The sequence below is a fragment of the Pseudomonas sp. 67(2021) genome (assembly GCF_017491835.1).
Classification (GTDB): domain Bacteria; phylum Pseudomonadota; class Gammaproteobacteria; order Pseudomonadales; family Pseudomonadaceae; genus Aquipseudomonas; species Aquipseudomonas atacamensis.
This window is the reverse complement of the sequence record NZ_JAFGYL010000001.1, coordinates 394,822-417,749: the sequence shown is the minus strand read 5'-3', so window position 1 is coordinate 417,749 and position 22,928 is coordinate 394,822. Positions and strand designations below refer to the sequence as shown.

General features: G+C 60.9%; 24 protein-coding genes and 2 pseudogenes. 13 read left to right on the top strand and 13 right to left on the bottom strand.

Annotated features, from left to right (window positions below; genetic code table 11):
• Positions 1–97: 97 nt before the first annotated feature.
• Positions 98–1,312 carry an aldose 1-epimerase family protein gene (locus J5M66_RS01925; protein ID WP_122612288.1) on the top strand — a complete coding sequence of 405 codons (1,215 nt, stop codon included), beginning with the start codon at positions 98–100 and terminating at the stop codon, positions 1,310–1,312.
• Here J5M66_RS01925 and J5M66_RS01920 read toward each other — a convergent pair.
• The 3 genes from J5M66_RS01920 to J5M66_RS01905 form a co-directional block, all read right to left on the bottom strand.
• A complete protein-coding gene (locus tag J5M66_RS01920; RefSeq protein WP_016772579.1) occupies positions 1,309–2,802 on the bottom strand; it encodes a YifB family Mg chelatase-like AAA ATPase in 1,494 nt (497 codons plus the stop codon). The two genes, J5M66_RS01925 and J5M66_RS01920, sit on opposite strands and share 4 nt — an antisense overlap.
• Before the next feature lie 172 nt (positions 2,803–2,974).
• Positions 2,975–3,145 carry a hypothetical protein gene (locus J5M66_RS01915; protein ID WP_185015296.1) on the bottom strand — a complete coding sequence of 57 codons (171 nt, stop codon included), beginning with the start codon at positions 3,143–3,145 and terminating at the stop codon, positions 2,975–2,977.
• Positions 3,146–4,032: 887 nt separating this feature from the next.
• Positions 4,033–4,293, bottom strand: a complete 261-nt coding sequence (locus J5M66_RS01905) for an accessory factor UbiK family protein (RefSeq protein ID WP_207807566.1) — start codon at positions 4,291–4,293, stop codon at positions 4,033–4,035.
• Between the two features lie 394 nt (positions 4,294–4,687).
• Here J5M66_RS01905 and glnK point away from each other — a divergent pair, with 394 nt between their 5' ends.
• From glnK to sutA, 4 genes are all read left to right on the top strand, one after another.
• Complete coding sequence (glnK, locus tag J5M66_RS01900) at positions 4,688–5,026, top strand: P-II family nitrogen regulator (protein WP_002555808.1); 339 nt, start codon at positions 4,688–4,690, stop codon at positions 5,024–5,026.
• Between the two features lie 37 nt (positions 5,027–5,063).
• Positions 5,064–6,401 carry an ammonium transporter gene (locus tag J5M66_RS01895; RefSeq protein ID WP_041476939.1) on the top strand — a complete coding sequence of 446 codons (1,338 nt, stop codon included), beginning with the start codon at positions 5,064–5,066 and terminating at the stop codon, positions 6,399–6,401.
• Positions 6,402–6,616: 215 nt separating this feature from the next.
• A complete protein-coding gene (locus tag J5M66_RS01890; protein WP_016772582.1) occupies positions 6,617–7,042 on the top strand; it encodes a secondary thiamine-phosphate synthase enzyme YjbQ in 426 nt (141 codons plus the stop codon).
• Between the two features lie 101 nt (positions 7,043–7,143).
• Positions 7,144–7,470: a transcriptional regulator SutA gene (gene sutA, locus J5M66_RS01885; RefSeq protein WP_016772583.1), complete on the top strand. Its 327-nt coding sequence runs from the start codon at positions 7,144–7,146 to the stop codon at positions 7,468–7,470.
• A 189-nt stretch (positions 7,471–7,659) separates the two neighbouring features.
• Here the strand turns inward: sutA and J5M66_RS01880 are convergent, their stop codons facing one another.
• The 6 genes from J5M66_RS01880 to J5M66_RS01855 are packed head-to-tail and all read right to left on the bottom strand — an operon-like array spanning position 7,660 to position 12,266.
• Complete coding sequence (locus J5M66_RS01880; RefSeq protein ID WP_207807565.1) at positions 7,660–8,367, bottom strand: HAD family hydrolase; 708 nt, start codon at positions 8,365–8,367, stop codon at positions 7,660–7,662.
• On the bottom strand, positions 8,364–9,263 hold the full coding sequence (gene xerC / locus J5M66_RS01875) for a tyrosine recombinase XerC (RefSeq protein WP_024014773.1): 900 nt from the start codon (positions 9,261–9,263) through the stop codon (positions 8,364–8,366). Before xerC ends, J5M66_RS01880 begins: the two co-directional genes overlap by 4 nt.
• Positions 9,264–9,265: 2 nt before the next feature.
• On the bottom strand, positions 9,266–9,991 hold the full coding sequence (locus J5M66_RS01870; RefSeq protein ID WP_024014772.1) for a DUF484 family protein: 726 nt from the start codon (positions 9,989–9,991) through the stop codon (positions 9,266–9,268).
• Between the two features lie 13 nt (positions 9,992–10,004).
• Complete coding sequence (gene dapF / locus J5M66_RS01865) at positions 10,005–10,835, bottom strand: diaminopimelate epimerase (protein WP_039757394.1); 831 nt, start codon at positions 10,833–10,835, stop codon at positions 10,005–10,007.
• A 3-nt stretch (positions 10,836–10,838) separates the two neighbouring features.
• Positions 10,839–12,086, bottom strand: a complete 1,248-nt coding sequence (gene lysA / locus J5M66_RS01860; RefSeq protein WP_123441810.1) for a diaminopimelate decarboxylase — start codon at positions 12,084–12,086, stop codon at positions 10,839–10,841.
• A gap of 9 nt (positions 12,087–12,095) precedes the next feature.
• Complete coding sequence (locus tag J5M66_RS01855; protein WP_016772589.1) at positions 12,096–12,266, bottom strand: lipoprotein; 171 nt, start codon at positions 12,264–12,266, stop codon at positions 12,096–12,098.
• 314 nt (positions 12,267–12,580) lie between these two features.
• Here J5M66_RS01855 and cyaY point away from each other — a divergent pair, with 314 nt between their 5' ends.
• From cyaY to rnk, 3 genes are all read left to right on the top strand, one after another.
• Entirely contained in the window at positions 12,581–12,913 is a 333-nt protein-coding gene (gene cyaY / locus J5M66_RS01850) for an iron donor protein CyaY (protein WP_041476930.1), read from the top strand.
• 3 nt (positions 12,914–12,916) lie between these two features.
• Positions 12,917–13,138 carry a DUF1289 domain-containing protein gene (locus tag J5M66_RS01845; RefSeq protein ID WP_123441808.1) on the top strand — a complete coding sequence of 74 codons (222 nt, stop codon included), beginning with the start codon at positions 12,917–12,919 and terminating at the stop codon, positions 13,136–13,138.
• A 254-nt stretch (positions 13,139–13,392) separates the two neighbouring features.
• Complete coding sequence (gene rnk, locus J5M66_RS01840) at positions 13,393–13,812, top strand: nucleoside diphosphate kinase regulator (protein WP_039757397.1); 420 nt, start codon at positions 13,393–13,395, stop codon at positions 13,810–13,812.
• A gap of 9 nt (positions 13,813–13,821) precedes the next feature.
• Here the strand turns inward: rnk and J5M66_RS01835 are convergent, their stop codons facing one another.
• The 3 genes from J5M66_RS01835 to J5M66_RS01825 form a co-directional block, all read right to left on the bottom strand.
• The gene (locus J5M66_RS01835; RefSeq protein ID WP_207807564.1) at positions 13,822–16,665 is read right to left on the bottom strand and encodes a class I adenylate cyclase; all 2,844 of its coding nucleotides are present in this window, start codon (positions 16,663–16,665) and stop codon (positions 13,822–13,824) included.
• Between the two features lie 181 nt (positions 16,666–16,846).
• Positions 16,847–17,092 (bottom strand): TIGR02647 family protein, encoded by a 246-nt coding sequence (locus J5M66_RS01830; RefSeq protein WP_016772594.1) that lies wholly within the window; start codon positions 17,090–17,092, stop codon positions 16,847–16,849.
• A gap of 196 nt (positions 17,093–17,288) precedes the next feature.
• Positions 17,289–17,579 (bottom strand): hypothetical protein, encoded by a 291-nt coding sequence (locus tag J5M66_RS01825; protein WP_122698690.1) that lies wholly within the window; start codon positions 17,577–17,579, stop codon positions 17,289–17,291.
• Between the two features lie 123 nt (positions 17,580–17,702).
• On the opposite strand from J5M66_RS01825, the gene J5M66_RS01820 reads away from it, so the two are divergent.
• Entirely contained in the window at positions 17,703–18,362 is a 660-nt protein-coding gene (locus J5M66_RS01820; protein WP_122612296.1) for a glutathione S-transferase, read from the top strand.
• Between the two features lie 128 nt (positions 18,363–18,490).
• Here J5M66_RS01820 and argH read toward each other — a convergent pair whose 3' ends face one another.
• The gene (gene argH, locus J5M66_RS01815; RefSeq protein ID WP_207807563.1) at positions 18,491–19,885 is read right to left on the bottom strand and encodes an argininosuccinate lyase; all 1,395 of its coding nucleotides are present in this window, start codon (positions 19,883–19,885) and stop codon (positions 18,491–18,493) included.
• Between the two features lie 311 nt (positions 19,886–20,196).
• On the opposite strand from argH, the pseudogene J5M66_RS26895 reads away from it, so the two are divergent.
• The 4 genes and pseudogenes from J5M66_RS26895 to J5M66_RS26890 all read left to right on the top strand — a co-directional run.
• A pseudogene (locus J5M66_RS26895) lies at positions 20,197–20,358 on the top strand (sensor histidine kinase); the annotation flags it as partial.
• The gene (locus tag J5M66_RS01810) at positions 20,355–21,101 is read left to right on the top strand and encodes a LytTR family DNA-binding domain-containing protein (RefSeq protein WP_016772598.1); all 747 of its coding nucleotides are present in this window, start codon (positions 20,355–20,357) and stop codon (positions 21,099–21,101) included. The pseudogene J5M66_RS26895 and the gene J5M66_RS01810, both read left to right, overlap by 4 nt.
• A gap of 137 nt (positions 21,102–21,238) precedes the next feature.
• Positions 21,239–22,180 (top strand): hydroxymethylbilane synthase, encoded by a 942-nt coding sequence (gene hemC / locus J5M66_RS01805; protein WP_123441805.1) that lies wholly within the window; start codon positions 21,239–21,241, stop codon positions 22,178–22,180.
• A pseudogene (locus J5M66_RS26890) lies at positions 22,177–22,923 on the top strand (uroporphyrinogen-III synthase); the annotation flags it as partial. The gene hemC and the pseudogene J5M66_RS26890, both read left to right, overlap by 4 nt.
• Positions 22,924–22,928: the final 5 nt, after the last annotated feature.

Genomic DNA, 22,928 nt, shown 5'->3' with positions numbered 1-22,928 from the left:
CTGCTCGCGAATGCTTTTCTCCCACCGCTTCTTTGCACTTGCTGAAACGTTTCCGCAGCGCTATAAAAATGGCACAACTCCAATAAAGGCTGCTGCCATGACCCCGCTCAAACTCCTCGTCGCCCTCGGCGCATTCTCTGCCGCTTCTCATGCCATGGCTTGGGACTATGTCCTGCTCGACGCCAGCACTCCGGCAAAAAACTGGACGATCACCAGTGAGCAACTCGGCGTAAAAACCGCCAAACCGTTTTCCGTGACCCTGCGTACCCTGCATGGCGGTCGTCAGGAGGGCGTCAGCATTGTCGATATCGATAACGGCACGATGAAGCTGTCGGTCGTGCCGACCCGTGGCATGAATGTGTTGCAGGCTTCGGTGGGCGACGTGCGGATGGGCTGGGATTCGCCGGTCAAGGACGTGGTCAACCCGGCGTTCATCGAACTCAACGGTCGCGGTGGCCTGGGCTGGCTCGAAGGTTTCAATGAACTGGTCACCCGTTGCGGTTACGAGTGGGTTGGCCATCCCGGCATGGACAACGGCGAATTGCTGACCTTGCACGGTCGCGCCGCCAACATCCCGGCCAGCACCGTCACTTTGCACATCGACGAGAAGCCGCCGTATGCCATCACGCTGCGTGGCGAGCTGAAAGAGCAGGCATTCAAGAAAGTCGATTTCTCGGTAGCGACCGAACTGGTCACCGAACCGGGAACCGCCAGCTTCGCCCTCAACGACACCCTGACCAACAACGGCGACTATGCGAAGGAATATCAGGCGCTGTATCACAGCAACTTCAGCACGCCGTTTCTTGAGCAAGGGGCAAAATTCGCTGCGCCGGTGAAGCAGGTGTCGCCGTTCAACGAGAAGGCCAAGGGTGATCTGCCCGACTGGCAGACCTATCGCGGGCCAACCAAGGACTACGACGAAACTGTCTACAACGTCGTGCCGTATGCGGACGCCAAGGGTGACACCCTCACCGTGCTGCACAACAAGGCCGGTAGCCTCGGCGTATCCGTTGGCTTCAACACTCAGCAGTTGCCAGTGTTTTCGCTGTGGAAAAACACCGACACCCAAGGGCAGGGCTACGTCACCGGGCTGGAGCCGGGAACCAGTTTTTCCTACAACCGTCGCTATCAGCGGCCGTTGAATCTGGTGCCGACCATTGCCCCAAAAGAACATAAACAGTTCCAGATCAGCTACAGCCTGCTGGCCGACAAAGGGGCGGTGGACAAGGCCCTCAAGCGCGTGACCGAAATTCAGGCCGGGCGCGACACTGAAGTGCGTCAGGCACCGCTGGTTGATCTGACTGAGCATTAAGGTGTCGCCGGCCGGTATTGCAGTGCCTCGGCCAGATGCTCGCGGGTAATCGCATCGGCCTGTTCAAGATCCGCAAGCGTGCGCGCGACCTTGAGCAGGCGATGCGCCGAGCGCAGTGACAGGATCAATCGCTCGCAGGCCGCTTCCAGCCATTTTTCATCGGCTGTGGATAACTTGCAGTGACGCTTGAGCCCCGGCAGATCGAGAAACGCATTGGCACAGCCCTGACGTTTCTGCTGGCGCTCCCGCGCTTCCGCCACCAACGCCGCAGCGCTGGCGCTGTTTTCGCCTGGCTTGGCTGCCGGATTCAATGCGGTTGCCTCCCGCGCCACGGTCAGGTGCAGATCAATCCGATCCAGCAGCGGCCCTGACAGCTTGTTGCGATAGCGCTGGACCATGTCCGGTGTGCACGAGCATTTGCCGCTGGGCTCGCCAAGATATCCACAGGGACACGGATTCATCGCTGCCACCAATTGAAACCGTGCGGGGAAACGCACGCGATCCTTGGCCCGGGCGATGACGATATGCCCGGACTCCAACGGCTCGCGCAGGACTTCCAGAACCTTGCGATCAAACTCCGGCAACTCATCGAGAAACAGCACGCCGTGATGGGCGAGGGTGATTTCGCCGGGTTGCGGTTTCGAGCTGCCACCGACCAATGCCGGCCCTGAAGCCGAATGGTGCGGTTGCCTGAACGGCCGCTGCGGCCAGTGAGTCAAGGGTACCCCGCTGGCGACCGATTGAATCGCTGCCACTTCCAGCGCTTCGCATTCGGATAGCGGCGGCAATAATCCTGGCAGACGACTGGCCAGCAGCGTCTTGCCGGTTCCCGGAGGCCCGCTGAACAACAAGTTGTGCGCCCCCGCTGCGGCAATCAGCAGTGCGCGTTTGGCGGCTGTCTGCCCCTGCACCTCGTTGAGGTCGGGATAGGGTTTGGCGGCATGCATCAAGCCATCTGATGTGTACGGCTCGACCGGCGTGTGCCCATTGAAATGCGCCACCGCTTCCAGCAAGTGATCGACTGCGAACACTTTCAGCCCCGAAGCCAGGCACGCCTCTTCCGCATTCGCTCGAGGCACCACCAACGCCCGCCCGGCCTTGCGCGCCGCCAGTGCCGCCGGCAGCACGCCACGCACTGGTCGCACGGCACCGGACAATGCCAATTCACCCAGACATTCCACCTCGTCCAGCGTCAGACACGGCACCTGCACGCTGGCCGACAAAATCCCCAAGGCAATCGCCAGATCGAAGCGCCCGCCATCCTTGGGCAGATCCGCCGGCGCCAGATTCAAGGTGATCCGCCGCGCCGGAAATTGCAGCCCGGAATTGATGATCGCACTGCGCACCCGATCCTTGCTCTCCTTCACCGCCGCTTCAGGCAGGCCGACCATGGTCAGCGAGGGAAGACCGTTGGCCAGATGAACTTCGACGGTAACAGCGGGGGCTTCCACGCCAATCTGGGCGCGACTGTGGACAATGGAGAGGGACATGGTCGTTCCTTGAGCTGAATCGGGGAGCCGCTTCCTGCGGGTTTTTGAAGGGTAGTCTGGGGAGAGAGCGTTGGTCGGACAGTTTTAAGGGCGAACTTTCACTGGATGTTGCTGAAGGCACTAATCCTCAGGCATAAAAAAACCGCCTGTCAGGCGGTCATTTTTGCGGTACTCAGGTTCCACCACCGGCGAGCCAACCATCGGGCTCCATTTCCTTGCCATAGGTCGCGGCTACTTTCAGAAAATGCCGCTGGCTGGCTGAAACTCTGTCCGGCAAACCGAGTGCCCCGGTACCTGGTTTGGAAACCCGTGCCGGTTGGGTTTTCTGCTTCTTCTGCTTCATAAACACCTCACGTGCCGGGATGCTTGATTCGATCTTATTGGGCTTCTACCGGCCAGCGCGCCGCTTGGCTCAAGCGCTGGCCCACATGTAACAGCAACTTCAATAAATCGCCGTTGGTTGGCTGACATATTTTCAGCCAAACGGAGTGCTTCGAGGTGCAAATCAACAATCTGCAATAGCTTTTCCTTCCTCTTCTTATCCTTCAGATACCTCCATCTTGATGGGCGTATTTCGTTTGCCAATGTAATGACATGCGTAAGGGCTGCGTAACTGGGCGCAGACGCTGATGTTTGTAGGACTATGCCCTAATAGATGTAGGACGCCGGCGAAAGGTTTCGACGGTCTGGTATCGCGGAGTCGGATGCTCCAGTTTGGTCACTCAACGCAGCCTCTGGAGGCGAAAAATGAACCGCAATGGTATGCGCCCGATTCATCCGGGCGAGGTTCTGAATAAGGAGTTCATGGAGCCGTTGGGCATGATTGTCATGGGATCTGGCCATGCCCACGAACTGGCCCGAAAGTGAGATCGAAAAGCTTGTGAAATGCCAGCTCAGGATCTGCGCCGATCTGGCAATCAGCCTTGCCACTCATCTCAACACTACGCCTGAGTTCTGGATGAATCTCCAATCGACTTACGATTTGCGCAGGGCCCAGCTCCGGCATGCGGGCTTATAGCGATTGCAGCATCCGCGAAGCCCTTTTCCACCATGGCCCTGCCCGGGTCGCCAAACCCGCTGCTGAACATTCAGCATCAGATGAGCTTAGAAACCTGGGCTTTTTGGCGCAATCGGACGGCGGTCATAAAGGTTGTAGGACGTTGCGGGGTTGGTTGAAGGGCTGAAGATCAAAAGATCGCAGCCTTCGGCAGTTCCTACAGGGGACGCGAATTATTCCGCGGGCGGTGTCAGTTTCGCTTCCATCTCGACGACTTTGGCTTCGAGGCTTTCGAGGCGGGCGCGCGTGCGAGCCAACACCACCATCTGACTATCAAACTCTTCCCGGCTGACCAGATCGAGTTTGCTGAAGGCACTTTGCAGCAGCATTTTGAACTGGCTTTCGATTTCGGCTTTCGGCAGCGAGGTATCGCCGCTGAACAGGCGGGAGGCGGTGCCGCTCAGGGCGTCGAGGAAGTCTTTGGGCGCGAGCATGGGAAATGTCCTGGAAACAATGGCCGGCAGTGTATCACGCAGTGTCTATAGTCAATCCCGTTGCACGGATGCACGCTTTTCGCGCAGGGGGACGGACGGTGGCGCACCGTTGTTGTGCGTATCGGCAAAAGCTTTTCTGCCCGAGCGCGTGCAACGGGGGCCAAGCGATTGAAATGCAGGGTTTTTGCCGAGCTGGCAAGGTTTCTGCTTAGTCACCCTCGACCCATGCACTGATGCAGTCGCTGTGACGAATGCAGTGCGGCAGACGAAGCGGGGAGTTTCGTCTGATGCGGTTAGCTGGCGTCAACGATGCGTTACAAAGCCAGGCACTGCGCTTAGACTTGAGACGGGTTTGTTTTCCTGGGGCAAGTCCACCAATTCGGGAGAGAGTTTCATGAAGCTAGTCACTGCCATCATCAAGCCGTTCAAGTTGGACGACGTGCGCGAGTCGCTGTCCGAAATCGGCGTGCAGGGCATTACCGTCACTGAAGTCAAAGGCTTCGGCCGGCAGAAGGGTCACACCGAGCTGTATCGCGGCGCGGAATATGTGGTCGATTTTCTGCCCAAGGTGAAAATCGACGTGGCCATCGACGACAAGGATCTGGATCGGGTTATCGAGGCGATAACCAAAGCGGCCAACACCGGCAAGATCGGTGACGGCAAGATCTTCGTGGTCAATCTGGAACAGGCGATCCGCATCCGTACCGGCGAAACCGATACCGACGCGATCTAAGCGCCGCCACAAACCCAACGCCCCAGGAGAAAACAATATGACTCTGCGTAAATTCGCAGGGCTAGGCGCCCTGTTGTCCATCGTAATGCCCGGCATCGCCATGGCGGCAGACGAAGTGGCAGCGCCAGTCCTCAATTCCGGCGACACCGCCTGGATGCTCACCTCGACAGCGCTCGTGCTGTTCATGACCATTCCCGGCCTGGCGCTGTTCTACGGCGGTATGGTTCGCTCGAAAAACATTCTTTCCGTGCTGATGCAGTGCTTCGCCATTACCGGCCTGATCAGCATCCTGTGGGTCATTTATGGCTACAGCATTGCCTTCGACACCACCGGCATGGAACAGGGCGTCGTTAACTTCAATTCGTTCTTCGGCGGCATGGGCAAGGCGTTCCTCGCTGGTGTCACGCCTTCGAGCATCACCGGCCCGGCGGCGCTGTTCCCTGAGGCGGTGTTCATCACCTTCCAGATGACCTTCGCGATCATCACCCCGGCGCTGATCGTCGGTGCGTTCGCCGAGCGTATGAAGTTCTCCGCGATGCTGATTTTCATGGGCATCTGGTTCACTCTGGTTTATGCACCGATCGCGCACATGGTCTGGTCCGGTAACGGCGGCCTGATGTGGGACTGGGGCGTGCTCGACTTCGCTGGCGGCACCGTGGTGCACATCAACGCCGGTATCGCCGGTCTGGTCGCGTGCCTGGTGCTGGGCAAGCGCAAAGGCTTCCCGACCACACCAATGGCTCCGCACAATCTCGGCTACACGCTGATGGGCGCGGCGATGCTGTGGGTCGGCTGGTTCGGCTTCAACGCCGGTTCCGCTGCGGCTGCCAACGGCACTGCCGGTATGGCCATGCTGGTTACCCAGATCGCCACTGCCGCTGCCGCACTGGGCTGGATGTTTGCCGAGTGGGTCACCCACGGCAAGCCAAGCGCACTGGGCATCGCTTCGGGTGTGGTCGCCGGTCTGGTCGCGATCACTCCGGCCGCTGGCACCGTGGGCCCGATGGGTGCACTGGTGATCGGTCTGGCCGCAGGCGTGGTGTGCTTCTTCTGCGCCACCACCCTGAAACGCAAACTCGGCTATGACGATTCCCTGGACGCCTTCGGCGTGCACGGCATCGGCGGTATCCTCGGCGCGATCCTCACCGGTGTGTTTGCCGCACCGGCACTGGGCGGCTTCGGCACCGTGACTGACATCGGCGCGCAGGTCTGGATCCAGATCAAAGGCGTCGGCTTCACGGTGATCTACACCGCGATCGTCACCTTCATCATCCTCAAGGTGCTGGACGCCGTCATGGGTCTGCGCGTAACCGAGGAAGAAGAGTCGGTCGGCCTCGATCTGGCACAACACAACGAACGCGGCTACAACCTGTAAGTACGCGCGATAAAAAAATTGCCCGGTTCGCCGGGCATTTTTTTGTCCGGGATTTGTCATTCAGGGAGCGGCGGAAAGGATTTTTCTTACGGCTTTGGTCGTCTTTACGACGAGGCTTTTTCTGCGGGCAATCGCTTACATCGCTGCAGGAATATTAGGGCCTTTGTTTTTTTTCAGAGCACGCTAGAATGCGCCCCGAACGAGCGGAGAACTGTATGTGGCAACAGACTCTGATAACCCTGCGGGCAAGGCCCCGGGGCTTTCATCTGGTGACGGACGAGTTGCTCGCAGGCTTGCCTGAACTCAAGGCCTGTCGGGTCGGTCTGTTGCATTTGTGGCTGCAGCACACGTCGGCGTCGTTGACCATCAACGAGAACGCCGATCCGGCAGTTCGTCGCGACTTCGAACGATTTTTCAATCGTCTGATCCCACAAGGAACAGACGGCTACGAGCACAACGACGAAGGCCCGGATGATCTCCCGGCGCACTTCAAGGCCAGCGTGCTCGGTTGCCAGATCAGTCTGCCGGTTGCGGCAGGGCGGCTGGCACTGGGTACCTGGCAAGGGATCTATCTGGGCGAGCACCGTGATCATGGCGGTGCCCGTAAAGTCCTCGCCACCTTGCACGGTGAACAGGCATGAGCCGCTGCCGGGCAGCGGCAGAAGATTTTTCAACGGCGGCTTCGACAGCCGCCAAAGCTGGTCTATAACTAATCTGCTTTTGGCAAGTCATGAGGTAGAACATGAGCGACGATGATCTGGAAAACGACGACCTCGAAGTAGGCGACGAAGACGAGGCCGAGGAAGGCCTGGAAGCGGCAGCGGAAGACGTTGCCGAAGACGATGGCGGTGACGACACGCCGGCCCCGGCTGCCAAAGGCAAAGCCAAGGCTGCGGTCTCGGTCGACGAGTTGCCGAGCATCGAAGCCAAGAACAAGGAGCGTGACGCCCTGGCCAAGGCCATGGAAGAATTCCTTGCGCGCGGCGGCAAGGTGCAGGAAGTGGAGGCCAACGTGGTCGCCGATCCGCCCAAGAAGCCGGACAACAAGTACGGCAGCCGTCCTATCTGAGGCGCGTCGCTCGCTTGCTGAAAAAGCCCGCCGTCGCTGCGGGCTTTTTCATGCCTGGAATAGATGCGTTGAAAACAAATGCAGTCCCCTGTGGGAGCGAGCCTGCTGGCGAAGGGGGCATGTCAGCCGACATACATGTTGGATGACACACCGCATTCGCGAGCAGGCTCGCTCCCACAGGGCTGTAGATCAGTTCGAGGAAGCATTCCAGCGGGAGAGGACGGCGGGCAATTCTGTCAGGCTGCGAATTTCCGCATCAGGCAAGCGCTCCGCTTCCCAGCCCTTGCCCGTCGGGTTGAACCACACCGCGCGCAAGCCTGCCTGCTGAGCGCCAGCAATGTCATCGCCGGGATGATCGCCGACATGCACCGCTGCTTCGGCACTCACGCCCCCGCGTTGCAGGGCTTCATGAAACAGCCGTGCATCCGGCTTGGCGATGCCGATGTCTTCGGCGCACAAGGCAAATTTGAAGTAATCCGCCAGCCCCAACCGGCGTACATCGGCGTTGCCATTGGTGACGACGCCGAGGGCATAGTGATTGGCGAGCAGCTCCAGCAGCGGCTCGACTTCCGGGAACACTTCGATCTGATGCCGCGCATGCAGGAACACTTCAAAAGCCTTGTCAGCCAGCTCCGACGCCTCGCCGTGGGCGTACCCGGCTTCCTCCAGCGCATGGAACAGCACACGTCGGCGCAGCGCGCTGATGCGGTGTTTGAGACCCGGTTCGCCCGCCAGCACTCGCTCGCGAATCGACCACAAATGCTCCACCGGCACCGCGCCCAGGTTCGACGCATGCTCGCTCAGCCATTCGCGCAACACGGTTTCGGCGCTGGCGATCACTGGCGCGGTATCCCACAAAGTGTCGTCGAGGTCGAAGGTGATCAACTGAATGCTCATGAATCATCGCCTTTCATGCGTTTGGCCCGGGGATGGGCGCTGTCGTAGACCGCCGCCAGATGCTGGAAGTCGAGGTGGGTATAGATCTGCGTGGTTTTGATATCGGAGTGGCCGAGCAATTCCTGCACCGCGCGCAGATCCTGTGAAGACTCGAGCAAATGGCTGGCGAACGAGTGCCGCAGCATGTGCGGATGCAGGTTCTGCCCCAGCTCGCGCTCGCCAGCCAGTTTGACCCGCACCTGAATCGCCCGGGGGCCGAGACGCCGACCTTGCTGGCTGACAAATACCGCATCGTCCGCCGGGTTGGTCATGGCGCGCAGCGGCAACCAGTGTTCAAGGGCTTCGCGGGCCTTGGTGCCAACCGGCAACAGCCGGGTCTTGCTGCCCTTGCCGAGCACCTGAACCATGCCGTCGGCGAGGTCGAGTTGATCGAGATTGAGCCCGGTCAGCTCGGACAGGCGCAGGCCAGAGGAATAGAACAGCTCGAGAATCGCCTGATCGCGCCGGGCGAGAAAATCGTCCTCGACCGCACCTTCCAGCAGCTGCAATGCGCGGTCGGTATCAAGGGTTTTCGGCAGGCGCCGTTCGCCTTTCGGCGGGGCCAGGCCGGTGGCCGGGTCGTGGTCGCACAGACCTTCGCGGTTCAAGTAGTGATAGAGCCCGCGCACCGCTGAGAGCAGGCGGGCGAGGCTGCGCGAGGACTGGCCTTGCGCATGCAACCGGGCGATCAGGCTGCGCAGACGCTGGATGTCCAGCGCGGCCCAACTGCCGATGTTCTGCTTGATGCACCAGCCGAGGACTTTATCGAGGTCGCGGCGATAAGCCGACAGGGTGTGCGGCGACACCTGTCGCTCACTGCGCAGATGTTCGCAGTAAGCGTCCAGTTGTCGTTCCATGGTCAGCGTACCGAGCGCAGCGAGCTGTTGACCCGTGGCAGCACACGGCCCATGACCTCGGCGATGTAACTGAGGAACAGGGTGCCGACCGAGCTCTTGTAGTGCTGCGGGTCACGGCTGGCGATGGCCAGAATGCCGTGAATGCCCTGATGGCTGACGGCAACCACGGCGGTCGAGCCGATCTGCTGGCGCTGTTCTTCGCCAAAGAGGAAGTCCAGCTCATGTTCACGCAGGCTGCCGCTGACGCTTTTGCCTTCGGTGAGCAGGCCGCCGATCGCGGTTTGCGCATCGGCGTGGGTAACCCAGCGGCCGACCGGGGCCGGGTTGTCGCCGAGCAGGATCAGGCTGACGAAGGGCACCTGGAAATCTTGACGCAGGCTGTCCTCAACGCTGATGACCACGTCTTCCAGGGTCGATGCATCCATCAGCGCGAGAATCAGGCGGCGGGTTTTTTCGAACAGGCGATCGTTGTCGCGGGCCACGTCCATCAGATGCGAAAGGCGATGGCGCATCTCGATATTGCGGTCGCGCAGGATGGTCATCTGCCGCTCGACCAGCGACACGGTGTCGCCACGTCGGTGCGGGATGCGCAACGACGGCAGCAGCTCTTCGTGCTCGACGAAGAAGTCCGGATGAGCCTCCAGGTAGGCGGCAACCGCGGCTGCCTCGAGGCTCTCGGACGCTGATTCGTCGACTGGTCGGGCGGGTACCTGTGGCTTGTCGGTCATGATTTCTGCTCGCTCAAAGACGCACTTGTCCTTCGTATACACGCACTGCCGGACCGGTCATCAACACCGGTTCGCCCGGGCCGGCCCACTCGATGGACAGACGCCCGCCGGGCAGGTCGATCAACAGCGGCGAATCCATCCACCCCTGACTGATGGCTGCCACCGCCGCCGCACAGGCGCCGGTGCCGCAGGCCTGGGTTTCCCCGGCGCCGCGTTCCCAAACACGCAGTTGCGCGCGATGGCGGTCGATGACCTGAAGGAAGCCGACATTGACCCGCGCCGGAAAGCGCGGATGGTGCTCGATCTTCGGCCCCAGTTCATGCACCGGTGCGCTGTTGATGTCGTCCACGCGAATGACCGCATGGGGATTGCCCATCGACACGGCGGCCAGTTCGACCGTGGTGCCATCGACATCCAGCTGATAGCTGCTGGCCTGGGCTGGTGCCTGGAATGGAATGTCCGCCGGCACCAGCCGCGGCGCGCCCATGTTCACGCCGATCTGGCCGTCGTTACGCACGTCCAGCTCGATGATGCCGCCCTTGGTCTCGACGCGGATCTGCCGCTTGGCAGTCAGACGCTTGTCGAGCACGAAGCGGGCGAAGCAGCGCGCACCGTTGCCGCACTGCTCCACTTCCGAACCGTCGGAGTTGAAGATCCGGTAGCGGAAATCCACATCCGGGTTGCTCGGCGCTTCGACGATCAGCAACTGGTCGAAACCGATCCCGGTGTGGCGGTCGCCCCATTGCTTGGCGTGTTTGGGCTGAATGTGCGCGTGCTGGCTGACCAGGTCGAGGACCATGAAGTCGTTGCCCAGGCCGTGCATTTTGGTAAAACGCAGCAGCATGGGTTACTCCGGCAGCAGGCTTTCGCCGGCAAACAGCTCGGCCACGGTTTCGCGGCGACGCACTTCAAAAACCTGATCACCATCCACCAGCACCTCGGCAGCACGGCCACGGGTGTTGTAGTTGGAACTCATGACAAAACCGTAGGCGCCAGCCGAATGCACTGCCAGCAAGTCGCCTTCTTCCAGCGCCAGCTCGCGGTCCTTGGCGAGGAAGTCGCCGGTTTCGCATATCGGGCCGACGATGTCGTACTTGCGTGCAGCGCTGTCGCGCGGTTTCACCGCGGTGACGTCCATCCACGCCTGATACAGCGCCGGGCGGATCAGGTCGTTCATCGCCGCGTCGACGATGGCGAAATCCTTGTGCTCGGTGTGCTTGAGGTATTCGACCTGCGTCAGCAACACGCCGCCATTGGCAACGATGAAGCGACCCGGTTCGAACACCAGCGCCAGATCACGCCCGTCGAGACGCTCGCGCACGGCTTTGACGTAGTCGGCAGCCAGCGGCGGCTCCTCATCGCGATAACGCACGCCCAAGCCGCCACCGAGATCGATGTGGCGCAGGTGAATGCCGCAATCGCCCAAGCGGTCGACCAGATCCAGCAGGCGATCGAGTGCATCAATGAACGGCGGCAGGGTGGTCAGTTGCGAACCGATGTGGCAGTCGACACCGACTACTTCCAGGTTCGGCAGATGCGCGGCGCGCACGTACACGTCTTCGGCATCGGCAATGGCGATGCCGAACTTGTTCTCTTTCAGACCGGTGGAAATGTACGGATGGGTGCCGGCATCGACGTCCGGGTTCACGCGCAGCGAAACCGGGGCGCGAACACCCAGCTCGGCGGCGACTACTTGCAGGCGCTCGAGCTCGTCGGTGGATTCGACGTTGAAGCAGTGCACGCCGACTTCGAGGGCGCGGCGCATGTCGTCACGGGTCTTGCCGACGCCGGAGAAAACGATCTTGTCGGCGCTGCCACCAGCGGCCAGTACACGTTCCAGCTCACCACGGGAAACGATGTCGAAACCGGCGCCGAGACGGGCCAGGACATTCAGTACACCGAGGTTGGAGTTGGCTTTGACCGCGAAGCAGACCAGATGCGGCATGCCGGCCAGCGCATCGGCGTAGGCCAGATATTGCGCTTCGATGTGGGCGCGCGAGTAGACATAGGTGGGCGTGCCGAAGCGGTCGGCGATGGCGGACAGCGCCACACCTTCCGCGAACAGCTCCCCGCCACGGTAGTTAAAAGCGTCCATGGCGATCCCTTAGTAAACGTCGTGCTTGTGAGCCTTGGATGGCTGCTTCTGCGAAGACTGGGCTTGTTCGGCCGGGTCCTGGTCGTCATCGGGCAGGTACAGCGGGCCTTTTTGACCACAGGCCGAAACCAGGCAGGCAACCGCGACGAGCGCAGCAAGGGAAGAGATCAGGCGCTTCATGGCGAAATCCTTGAAAATGCGTTAATTGCGCCGGAGTATACCGGCCACCCGGCAGCTTGCCTATGCGAGGGGGTTCCCGTCCGGCGGGGCTCCTGTGATGCGCATCATCCCTGTGGGAGCGAGCCTGCTCGCGAAGGCGTCGGCAAATCCAACAGGCTCGTTGCCTGACACACCGCTTTCGCGAGCAGGCTCGCTCCCACGGGGGCGGTGCTGGATGGGCCGACAGGTGCTTGGTCGTTAATCTTTGCAATCGGTCGGCAGCGTCCGTATCTTTCGGCGCTTGAGCCTGATCAGACATTTTTGAGGTTGCCGCAATGAGTTTGTCCGAAGCCCGTTTCCACGATCTGGTCGATGAAACCCAGGAAAAACTGGAAGACATATTTGACGAAAGCGATCTGGACATCGATCTGGAAAGCTCGGCCGGGGTGCTGACGGTCAAATTCGAAAACGGCTCGCAGCTGATCTTCAGCCGCCAGGAGCCATTGCGTCAGCTGTGGCTGGCGGCCGTGTCCGGTGGTTTCCACTTCGACTATGACGAAGAAAGCGAGCGCTGGATGTGCGACAAGAGCGAAGAGCAATTGGGCGAAATGCTTCAGCGCCTCGTCAAGCAGCAGGCTGGCGCCGAATTCGATTTCGAAGGTCTGTGATTCGTGACGGATGCCGCGCCTGTTCGCCCGCCGAAGCCGCTTTACAGCAACGTCAGCCCGGCGGTGCCTTCGCCGTGCACGGGCGTATGTCGATTGAACGAACAGAAAGTCTGTCTCGGCTGCGCGCGTCACGTCGAAGACATTCGCGAATGGCGCTCGGCCGATGATCAACGGCGCCGGGTGATTTGCCAGCAGGCTGCCGCACGAAAATCCCAAGCCTGTTGATATCGTGGCGAGGGGATTTATCCCCGTTGGGTCGCGTAGCGGCCTCAAAATCTATACGGCTGCTGCGCAGCCGAACGGGGATAAATCCCCTCGCCACAAGGGTTTCACCCAGGCAAAAAAGGGCGTGACTTGTATATTTTTTGAGCTGTGATAGTGTCCGCGAACGCCTCAAACCACCGAGGCACGGTGAAAACCCCGTCTTTTTTGGCGGGGTTTTGCTTTTTTTGTGCAGAAGAAAGGAGTCTGCCTGGATCATGACCGCACCTTCCATCACCCTTACCCGTCTGGACGTGCAACGTCTGGAGCGCCTGATCGACAGTCTGAGCGAGAAAGACCAGGCTGCGCCGGGCGTGATTGCGCTGCAAACCGAACTGGACCGCGCCGATACCGTGGTCGGCCACGATGAAGTGCCCGCCGATGTCGTGACCATGAATTCCCGTGTGCATTGCCGCGAAGAAGGCAGTGGCAAGGATTACCACCTGACGCTGGTCTATCCCAAGGACGCCAACGCCGATGAAGGCAAGATTTCCATTCTGGCGCCGGTCGGCAGTGCGCTGCTGGGTCTGAAGGTCGGTCAGCACATCGATTGGCCGGCCCCGGGTGGCAAGTCGCTGAAACTGACCTTGCTGGAAGTGGAATCGCAACCGGTCAACGGCGGCGCCTTTCCCGAATAACTCCCCGCTTCAAACCTGTTCGAGCGCTTCATTCAACGAGCGCTCCAGGTCCGCCTTGTAGCGCAGATACAGATTGCTTGAACTGTGCCCGTCACCGAGCAACCCCGAGAGGTCGAGGTCGGTGATGTAGCAGCGATAGCGTTCGGTCTCGCGGCGCTGCTCGACGATCTCTCGGGCGACCACGCTGAACAACTGGTCGCCATGCTCCAGCTCGCTGAATTCGCGCTGATTGCAATACAGGGTGACCTGCACTTCGCCGGGCGCGGCTTTGCCGATGATCGCCTGTACGTCATAGAACGGTTTGTTCACCGGGGTCTGCGGTGCCGGCCGGGTTTCGACCCTGCGCGAGCGCCCCGGGCCTGACGGCAACAGCTGGTAATACAAAGTCTGGGGGCTGCCGGCAGGGCCACTGTCCATCGGCAATTGCGCTTCCCGCCGATACTGGATCGATTGCAGAAAACGCTGCAGCGGTACCAGCAGACTCTGCTCGTCATGGTACGGAAGCTGCTGTTGCCACAGCGCATTGAATTCATCCAGCACGTACAGCTCGGCCTGCTGCTCGCTGATGCGATAAAACACCTGAATGCACTCCGGCTGACCCATCGGCAGGATCAGCGCCAGATCGTGATCTTCCAACGCCATCGGGTCGAGGTGCAGCGGGCTGTAGCGCGGTAGTTCTTCGCCCAGATAATCGAGCAGTGCCGGCAGGGTGGCGAGGGCGACATGGTTGACCTGACCTGGCACCAGCTCCAGCACGTGGTAGTGCTGCTGCACCTGAATCAGGTAGCGGTGATTCAAGTCACTGAGCAACAGGGTCTGCGCGGTGTCGACGATTTCTTCGACGCGACGGGCAATGAATTGCGCGCGGTTGTGGCAGAAACAGCGCACTTTCAGCGACGGCTGCACCGAGCCGCGCGGCAGGTTGTTGAGATAATCGCGCAGGCAATCGAGCAGTGCATGCGGGCCGTCGAAACGATTGACCAGCACTTCGTTCCAGCTGTTGAGCGTGACCTGATCGAGGGTCAGCACCAGGTTCTCGCGCACACCGGCATAGCTCAGCGAGTCGGTGCGTTCGGTGGTCATCAGGATGTTCAGATCACGGTGATGCTTGAGCGGGTCGACGCCGACGTTGATCAGCAGCAGCACTTCGCTGGGCACAGCGGCACGTAGCAATGGCTCTTCGGCAACGGTGGGCAAGGGCAGGGCGATGCACTGCTGCAGGCTGCCGAGCAGGTTGAACAGCTCGAACTCGCTCAAGTCGCTGGTGCCCGGATGCAGGGCCAGACGTGTGCTGCTGTCGATCACGCCGTTGCGGTGGCACCAGGTCAGCAGTTCAAGCAGCTCGCGACTGCGCTTGATCGGCGCGAAGTGTTCCCACTCCAGTGCCGTCAGGCTGCCGTTGTACAAGCCCCACTGGGTCTGCCCCGGCTCCTTTTTGTTCGGCGACTGCACCAGGGTCAGGGTGTCTTCGGCCAGGTCCGGGGCGATGCCTGGATTGATGAACTCGACCTTGTCGGCCTTGCGCTCGAACGCTGCGTACAGGCGCCGGCCGAGGACATTGAGGTCGCGCTTGTTGATCAGGCTGACAGTCTGTTCGCTGCGGGCGAACTGAGTCAGAAAGCGATAGCTGTAGTTGAGTTCATTGACCAGCGCGCGGCGCTCGGCGCTGACCTGGCGGACTTTCCACTGACTGCGGCTGTCGAGCAGAGCCAGTTGCCGCTGATCCCAGTGCCACTCGCCAGCCAGGCGTTCGAGCAGTGTGCGTTGCCAGCCCTGGCTGCGGCTGTTGCCGGTGAGCTTGCGGTTGACCTTCAGATACAGCGCGCGGCGCACCAGTTCAAGACGCTCCGGTTCGTTGCGTGCGAGCAGGTATTCCTCGATACGGCGGTACACGACCATGTACGGGTCCAGTTCATCAAGATCGAGCTGATTGGCGAACACGGCTTTCTTGAAGCGTAGGCTCAGGCACTGCACGTGCGGGTGTTCGCTGGCGTACACCTCGGTCAGCAGCAGTTTGAGCACCGACTTGTAGGGCGACTCGATGCCTTTGAACAACTGCCACAATCCGGCACCGATGAATTCCCCGGGCGGAATGGTCGCCATCGGCCCGAGATCGAGGGTTTCGTCGGCGCGAATAAAGCGTTTGGACAGCAGGGTGTGGGTGTAAGCGTCGTAGGCCGTTTCTTCATAGACCGGCACCAGCCACCAGATCGGCGTGCGCCCGGCCAGCCAGATCGCCGTGCGATAAAACTCGTCGAGTAGCAGATAGTGCTGGGTGCTGCCGCAGTTGTCCGAACTGAGCTGGGAATCGCGTTCGCCTTTGACGAAGCGCGCCGGGTCGATCAGGAAGAAATGCGCTTCGGCACCCTGGCTTGCAGCCCAGGCTTCCAGCAATTGGCACTTCTTGCTCAGCTCGGCGAGCTCGCTTTCGCTCAGATCCGGCCCATGGCAGACCCACACGTCCATATCGCTCTGATCGGCCTGGGCCAGCGTGCCGAGGCTGCCCATCAGGAACAGGCCGTGGATCGGTCGCGGCGGGTTACTGCCATGGCGCGGCCTGTAAGAGAACGAGCGAGTCAGGCGCTGCGCCTCAGTCAGCGCATTGGCGTCCGGCTCATAATTCGAAAGCCCCGCCGGCGTACTGCCCGAGACATAGCCGGGCAGCAACGGATGATTGACGTGAAAGAACAGCGGCAACAGCGTCAACACGCTTTGCTGGCGCGTCGACAAGCCTTCGAGAGCGCGGCCGAGGCGGCCTTCATTGAGTTTGAGAAAACGTGCGCGCAGTTGGCTGAGTACCTTGCGGTCGATGCCTTCGTCCAGGTCGGGGCGGATTTCGTGGGTGCGGGTCATGTCAGCTCAAACCGGCTTGCAGGCTCGGACGTAGAGGGTCTCGGAATGGCCGCAGTTTAGCCGCTGCGCGGCAGGACGTTTAAGCTGAATTTGTTTTTTGACGTCAGTTTTTTATCGACAGCGATCGGGCGGGCCCGCGGAAATCCCGTGGCAGGAGTTCCCGTGGGCAAAGTCAGAGAAATCAGGCGGTTTCCTGTTCTTTCAAAATCGTCAGTACGGTCTGCACGTTTTGCGCGGCATCGCGACCGAGGCTGGTCAGATAACCGCCATCGGGCTGGTCGGTGAGTTCTTTTTCAAAGAGGCGCTGGGCAGCAGCGATGTGTTTCGGGGCAGCGGTCTGATGAATTTTCAGACCTTCCTGGGAACTGTCCAGGTTGAAGAGTGCAAGGACTTCCAGTTCGGCAACCAACTCAGGGGTAAGCGACATAAGGACTCCAGACTTTCTAGGAATTGGACGACAGCGCCTCTAAGGTGAACCCGCTGGTGCAGCATGTCCAGTGCTCGGATCAGGGGATTTTGTCTTGAGGCGAATTCCAGTGTAGTCGGGCGGCAGCAGATGGCTGGATGGATGCGTAACAAACCTTGTGGGAGCGAGCCTGCTCGCTCCCACAGGAATGATGTGGTTACTGCTTTTCCGGTGGCAGCTCTGGCAAAGCGCGCAGTGCCGCTTCGTACCACTGGGTGTCGAACGGGCGATCTTCATCGAGCATCGCGTCAATTTCGAAAGCCAGCACATGGGCCATCAAATTGAGGATCTCCTCACGGTCCATACCGACCAAAGTCAGCTTGTTCAACGTCGCCTTCGCCGCCGGCGGGTTGTCGCTTTCAATCTGGTTCTCGATGGCTTCGATCAGGGTCGCTTCGGTGAATGCTTCTTCGTCGTCATCGTTGACGATATCTGTCGGCTCGCTCATGGCAGGCTCCTCAGGGAAAGGCGCCAGTTTACCCGCATTCAGCGGCGTGATGCTGCTGGCGGGAAACGCCGCGGCGATCTATAAACAGGCACTGCCCACCCCGCACGGCCTGGAGGCTCTGTGATGTTCAAGCTCTACGGATTCGCTGTCAGCAACTACTACAACATGGTCAAACTGGCACTGCTGGAAAAAGGCCTGCCCTTCGAAGAGGTAACTTTCTATCCGACGCAGACCCCGGAGTCACTGGCAATCAGTCCGCGCGGCAAGGTCCCGGTGCTGGGTGTCGACGCCGGCTATATCAACGAAACCGCGATCATCCTCGAATACCTCGAACAAGCACAAAAGGGCACGCCACTCCTGCCCAGCGACCCGTTCGAGCGCGCGCAGGTATTGGCAATTGCCAAGGAGATCGAGTTGTACATCGAGTTGCCGGGGCGTGCCTGCTATGGCGAGGCGTTTTTCGGTATGACGTTGCCGGAGGCGATCAAAGAGAAGACCCGGACCGAGCTGCTGCTGGGCTTCGCGGCGCTGGGCCGTCATGGCAAGTTCGCCCCGTACGTGGCGGGTGACAGCCTGAGCATTGCCGATTTGTATTTCCTCTACAGCGTGCCGCTGGCCTGTGCGGTCGGGCAGAAGCTGTTCGGGATTGATCTGCTGGCCGAGATGCCGCAGGCGAAAGCGCTGCTGGAGCGGCTTGAGCAGAATCCGCATGTGCAGAAGATCGCGGCGGACAAGGACGCGGCGATGCCGGCGTTTTTGGCGATGATTGCTGCCAAGAAGTGAATTTTGTAGCGCTCTGAAGGATGCCTTCGCGAGCAGGCTCGCTCCCACATTGAGCCGGTGGTGAACACAAATTTTGTGAACATCCAGAATCCCTGTGGGAGCGAGCCTGCTCGCGAAGCTCTTGGCTTTTAGCGGCTGGCGATTAGGGCCTGACCGCGCGCCACCGCAGCCCTGACCTGCGCCGGCGCAGTCCCGCCGATATGGTCGCGGGCATTCACCGAGCCTTCCAGGGTCAGCACGGCAAACACGTCCTGCTCGATCTGATCGCTGAACTGACGCAGTTCTTCCAGGCTCATCTCGGCCAGATCCTTACCCGTGTCGACGCCGTATTTCACCGCGTGGCCAACGATTTCATGGCAGTCGCGGAACGGCAGGCCACGGCGCACCAGATAATCCGCCAGGTCGGTCGCGGTGGAGAAACCGCGCAGTGCCGCTTCACGCATGATCGCGTGTTTCGGCTTGATCGCCGGGATCATGTCGGCAAACGCGCGCAGCGAATCGCGCAGGGTGTCGGCGGCGTCGAACAGCGGCTCCTTGTCTTCCTGATTGTCCTTGTTGTAGGCCAGTGGCTGGCCTTTCATCAGGGTCAGCAGGCCCATCAGCGCGCCGAACACACGGCCGGTCTTGCCGCGCACCAGCTCGGGCACGTCGGGGTTTTTCTTTTGCGGCATGATCGAGCTGCCGGTGCAGAAACGGTCCGGCAGATCGATGAACTGGAACTGCGCGCTGGTCCACAGCACCAGCTCTTCGGAGAAGCGCGACAGGTGCATCATCGCGATGCTTGCGGCCGAGCAGAATTCGATGGCGAAGTCGCGATCGGAAACGTTGTCCAGCGAGTTGCCGCCGACGGCGTCGAAGCCGAGCAGTTGCGCGGTGTATTCGCGGTCGATCGGGTAAGTGGTGCCGGCCAGCGCGGCGCTGCCCAGCGGCATGCGGTTAGTGCGCTTGCGGCAGTCGACCAGACGCTCGTAGTCGCGGCTGAGCATTTCGAACCAGGCCAGCATGTGATGCCCGAAAGTCACTGGCTGTGCGGTCTGCAGGTGGGTGAAGCCGGGCATGATGCTCGCCGCTTCACGTTCGGCCTGCTCCAGCAGGCCTTTTTGCAGGCGGGTGACCTCGGCGAGGATCAGGTCGATTTCATCGCGCAGCCACAGGCGGATATCGGTGGCGACCTGGTCGTTGCGGCTGCGCCCGGTGTGGAGCTTTTTACCGGTGACGCCGATGCGGTCGGTCAGGCGTGCTTCGATGTTCATGTGCACGTCTTCGAGGTCGACGCGCCAGTCGAACTGGCCGGCCTCGATTTCGCCCTGAATGGTCTTCAGGCCATCGATGATGCTGTCGCGCTCGGCATCGGTCAGCACGCCGACCTTGGCCAGCATGGTGGCGTGGGCGATCGAGCCCATGATGTCGTGGCGATACAGGCGCTGGTCGAAAGTGACGGAGGCGGTGAAGCGGGCGACGAAGGCGTCGACGGGTTCACTGAAGCGGCCGCCCCAGGACTGATTGGTCTTGTCAGTGCTCATGAATTCGCTCGTATCGGCTTGAAGAAATGGCGTGAAACGCTGGCGCGGATAATAACAGGGTTGCCAATCCTGTCGCTGACACCGGTCGATAGGTTTTTTCGCGGATGTGTCAGGCATGTCCGGCGCGGTCTGCAAGGAATTTACAAAAGGATATTTTTTGATTGAGCAATATCGTTCCGACGAACGTCTACAGTGGACATAAGGGTCGGTGCGAATGCGGATCATGCAAAGGTCCGGCCACTGGCTATAAGAAGAGGGGGCGGGTGAGTTGTACAACGGTCACCCACCGTGAGAAACGCAGAAAACACTGGGCTCCGAGCGGTACGACCCGGACGCTGGCAAATATTGCTGGCCGACGTACGGCACTTTTTGGCGCTCGGGCTAGTCTTAGCGTGGATCGCGGTGACGGAGGTCACTACACCTGTCTACGCTATCCTTGTGCGAGACTCACGCAGGAATCCAGCGCAATATGAATGTCCTGATCGTTGATGACGAACCCCTGGCTCGCGAGCGCCTAAGCCGTATGGTGAGCGAGCTCGAGGGTTACACAGTCCTGGAGCCCAGTGCCACGAATGGCGAGGAGGCGTTAGCGCTGATCGACAGCCACAAGCCGGATATCGTGCTGCTAGATATCCGCATGCCGGGCCTCGATGGCCTGCAGGTTGCTGCCCGACTGTGCGAACGAGAGACGCCGCCGGCCGTGGTGTTTTGCACCAGTCCCGATGAATTTGCCGTGGAAGCCCTGCAGGCCAGCGCCGTGGGCTATGTGGTGAAACCTGTGCGAACCGAACACTTGAATGAAGCCCTGAAGCGGGCTGAACGTCCCAACCGGGCGCAACTCTCGGCCCTGACCCGTCCCGCTGCCGAAAGTGGCAACGGCCCACGCAGCCACATCAGCGCACGGACCCGTAAAGGCATCGAGCTGATTCCGCTGGATCAGGTGGTCTACTTCATCGCCGACCACAAGTACGTGACCCTGCGTCACGAAGCCGGCGAGGTGCTGCTCGACGAACCCCTCAAAGCCCTTGAAGACGAATTCGGCGAACGCTTTGTGCGTATCCACCGCAACGCGCTGGTCGCTCGCGACCGCATCGAGCGCTTGCAACGCACGCCACTGGGACATTTCCAGTTGTTCCTCAAAGGCCTCAATGGCGATGCACTGATTGTCAGCCGGCGGCATGTTGCCGGTGTGCGCAAGATGATGCAGGGGCTTTGACCTGGTCCTCACCGGCCTTTTCGTGTTCTTTTATCCGGCATGGCAGGCCAGGGAGGCCGCGCCGGTTCTGATTCAGGTCAAAGTGAAATTGACTGAGCTGTTATTATCCGCCGTATCTATTCAGTACGGATTGTTCCATGTCCCCTCGCGAAATCCGCATCGCCACCCGTAAAAGTGCGCTGGCCCTCTGGCAGGCCGAATACGTCAAAGCCCGTCTCGAGGCGGCCCACCCGGGCCTGCTGGTGACGCTGGTGCCCATGGTCAGTCGCGGTGACAAGCTGCTCGACTCGCCATTGTCGAAAATCGGCGGCAAGGGTCTGTTCGTCAAGGAACTGGAAACTGCGCTGCTGGAAAACCAGGCCGATATCGCCGTGCATTCGATGAAAGACGTGCCGATGGACTTCCCGCAAGGCCTGGGTCTGTTCTGCATCTGTGAGCGTGAAGACCCGCGCGATGCTTTCGTCTCCAACACCTACACCAGTCTTGAAGCGCTGCCTGCCGGGGCCATCGTCGGCACCTCGAGCCTGCGTCGGCAAACGCAATTGCTGGCGCGGCGTCCCGACTTGCAGATCCGTTTCCTGCGCGGCAACGTCAACACCCGTCTGGCCAAACTCGACGCCGGCGAGTACGACGCGATCATCCTCGCCGCGGCCGGTCTGATCCGCCTGGGTTTCGAGGAGCGCATCACATCGGCGATCAGTGTCGATGACAGCCTGCCGGCCGGTGGCCAGGGCGCGGTCGGCATCGAATGCCGCAGCGCCGACCACGAAATTCACGCCTTGCTCGCGCCTTTGCATCACGCCGATACCGCTTCGCGGGTGAACGCCGAACGCGCCCTCAACAAACATTTGAACGGCGGCTGCCAAGTGCCGATCGCCTGCTACGCCGTGCTTGAAGGCGGGCAGTTGTGGTTGCGCGGTCTGGTCGGCGAGCCGAGTGGTGGCAAGCTGCTCAGCGCCGAAGCCCGCGCGCCGCGCGCGGACGCCGAGACCTTGGGCGTGCAGGTCGCTGAAGACTTGCTCAAGCAAGGCGCTGACGACATTCTCAAAGCTGTCTACGGCGAGGCGGGTCACGAGTGACAGCCTGGCGCCTGCTGCTGACGCGCCCGGCAGACGACTGCGCGGCGCTGGCCGAACAGCTGGCCGGGCACGGGATTTTCAGCAGTTGTCTGCCGCTTCTGGACATTGTTCCGCTGCCGCTCTCTGACACTATTCGCCAGGCGATTTCGCGATTGCCCGCCTGTAGCGCAGTGATTGTGGTCAGCAAACCGGCGGCGCGGATTGCGGTGGATCTGCTCAAGTCCGAAGGCACGGCGCCATTGAGCATGCCGTGGTTCAGCGTCGGTGCGGCGACCGCAGGCATTCTTCGCGAACACGGGCTCGATGTCAGCTTCCCGGCTGACGGCGATGACAGTGAAGCCCTGCTGCAATTGCCGCGTCTGCGCGAGGCGCTCGACCAGTCCGGCGCGCAGGTGATGATCCTGCGCGGCGAGGGCGGTCGTGAACTGCTCGCCGAGCGCCTGCGCGCGCTTGGTGCTAGTGTCGAGTATCTGGAGTTGTATCGCCGCGACCTGCCAGCCTACCCGCCAAACGAGCTGCCACGGCGGATCGAAGCGGAACGCTTGAACGGGCTGGTGGTCAGCAGTGGACAGGGTTTCGAGCACCTGCGGCAGATGGCCGGCGATGCTTGGCCGAAGATCGCGCAGTTGCCGTTGTTTGTTCCAAGCCCGAGGGTCGCCGAGCTGGCACGTGCCGCCGGGGCTCAAACAGTTGTGGATTGCCGCGGCGCAAGTGCCGCGGCTTTGCTGACGGCGTTACGGGAATGTCC

Excerpts from the sequence above, each read along its gene's own strand:
- J5M66_RS01925 (WP_122612288.1), top strand. The coding sequence starts at position 98 with ATGACCCCGCTCAAACTCCTCGTCGCCCTCGGCGCATTCTCTGCCGCT.
- J5M66_RS01920 (WP_016772579.1), bottom strand. The coding sequence starts at position 2,802 with ATGTCCCTCTCCATTGTCCACAGTCGCGCCCAGATTGGCGTGGAAGCC.
- J5M66_RS01915 (WP_185015296.1), bottom strand. The coding sequence starts at position 3,145 with ATGAAGCAGAAGAAGCAGAAAACCCAACCGGCACGGGTTTCCAAACCA.
- J5M66_RS01905 (WP_207807566.1), bottom strand. The coding sequence starts at position 4,293 with ATGCTCGCGCCCAAAGACTTCCTCGACGCCCTGAGCGGCACCGCCTCC.
- glnK (WP_002555808.1), top strand. The coding sequence starts at position 4,688 with ATGAAGCTAGTCACTGCCATCATCAAGCCGTTCAAGTTGGACGACGTG.
- J5M66_RS01895 (WP_041476939.1), top strand. The coding sequence starts at position 5,064 with ATGACTCTGCGTAAATTCGCAGGGCTAGGCGCCCTGTTGTCCATCGTA.
- J5M66_RS01890 (WP_016772582.1), top strand. The coding sequence starts at position 6,617 with ATGTGGCAACAGACTCTGATAACCCTGCGGGCAAGGCCCCGGGGCTTT.
- sutA (WP_016772583.1), top strand. The coding sequence starts at position 7,144 with ATGAGCGACGATGATCTGGAAAACGACGACCTCGAAGTAGGCGACGAA.
- J5M66_RS01880 (WP_207807565.1), bottom strand. The coding sequence starts at position 8,367 with ATGAGCATTCAGTTGATCACCTTCGACCTCGACGACACTTTGTGGGAT.
- xerC (WP_024014773.1), bottom strand. The coding sequence starts at position 9,263 with ATGGAACGACAACTGGACGCTTACTGCGAACATCTGCGCAGTGAGCGA.
- J5M66_RS01870 (WP_024014772.1), bottom strand. The coding sequence starts at position 9,991 with ATGACCGACAAGCCACAGGTACCCGCCCGACCAGTCGACGAATCAGCG.
- dapF (WP_039757394.1), bottom strand. The coding sequence starts at position 10,835 with ATGCTGCTGCGTTTTACCAAAATGCACGGCCTGGGCAACGACTTCATG.
- lysA (WP_123441810.1), bottom strand. The coding sequence starts at position 12,086 with ATGGACGCTTTTAACTACCGTGGCGGGGAGCTGTTCGCGGAAGGTGTG.
- J5M66_RS01855 (WP_016772589.1), bottom strand. The coding sequence starts at position 12,266 with ATGAAGCGCCTGATCTCTTCCCTTGCTGCGCTCGTCGCGGTTGCCTGC.
- cyaY (WP_041476930.1), top strand. The coding sequence starts at position 12,581 with ATGAGTTTGTCCGAAGCCCGTTTCCACGATCTGGTCGATGAAACCCAG.
- rnk (WP_039757397.1), top strand. The coding sequence starts at position 13,393 with ATGACCGCACCTTCCATCACCCTTACCCGTCTGGACGTGCAACGTCTG.
- J5M66_RS01835 (WP_207807564.1), bottom strand. The coding sequence starts at position 16,665 with ATGACCCGCACCCACGAAATCCGCCCCGACCTGGACGAAGGCATCGAC.
- J5M66_RS01830 (WP_016772594.1), bottom strand. The coding sequence starts at position 17,092 with ATGTCGCTTACCCCTGAGTTGGTTGCCGAACTGGAAGTCCTTGCACTC.
- J5M66_RS01825 (WP_122698690.1), bottom strand. The coding sequence starts at position 17,579 with ATGAGCGAGCCGACAGATATCGTCAACGATGACGACGAAGAAGCATTC.
- J5M66_RS01820 (WP_122612296.1), top strand. The coding sequence starts at position 17,703 with ATGTTCAAGCTCTACGGATTCGCTGTCAGCAACTACTACAACATGGTC.
- argH (WP_207807563.1), bottom strand. The coding sequence starts at position 19,885 with ATGAGCACTGACAAGACCAATCAGTCCTGGGGCGGCCGCTTCAGTGAA.
- J5M66_RS01810 (WP_016772598.1), top strand. The coding sequence starts at position 20,355 with ATGAATGTCCTGATCGTTGATGACGAACCCCTGGCTCGCGAGCGCCTA.
- hemC (WP_123441805.1), top strand. The coding sequence starts at position 21,239 with ATGTCCCCTCGCGAAATCCGCATCGCCACCCGTAAAAGTGCGCTGGCC.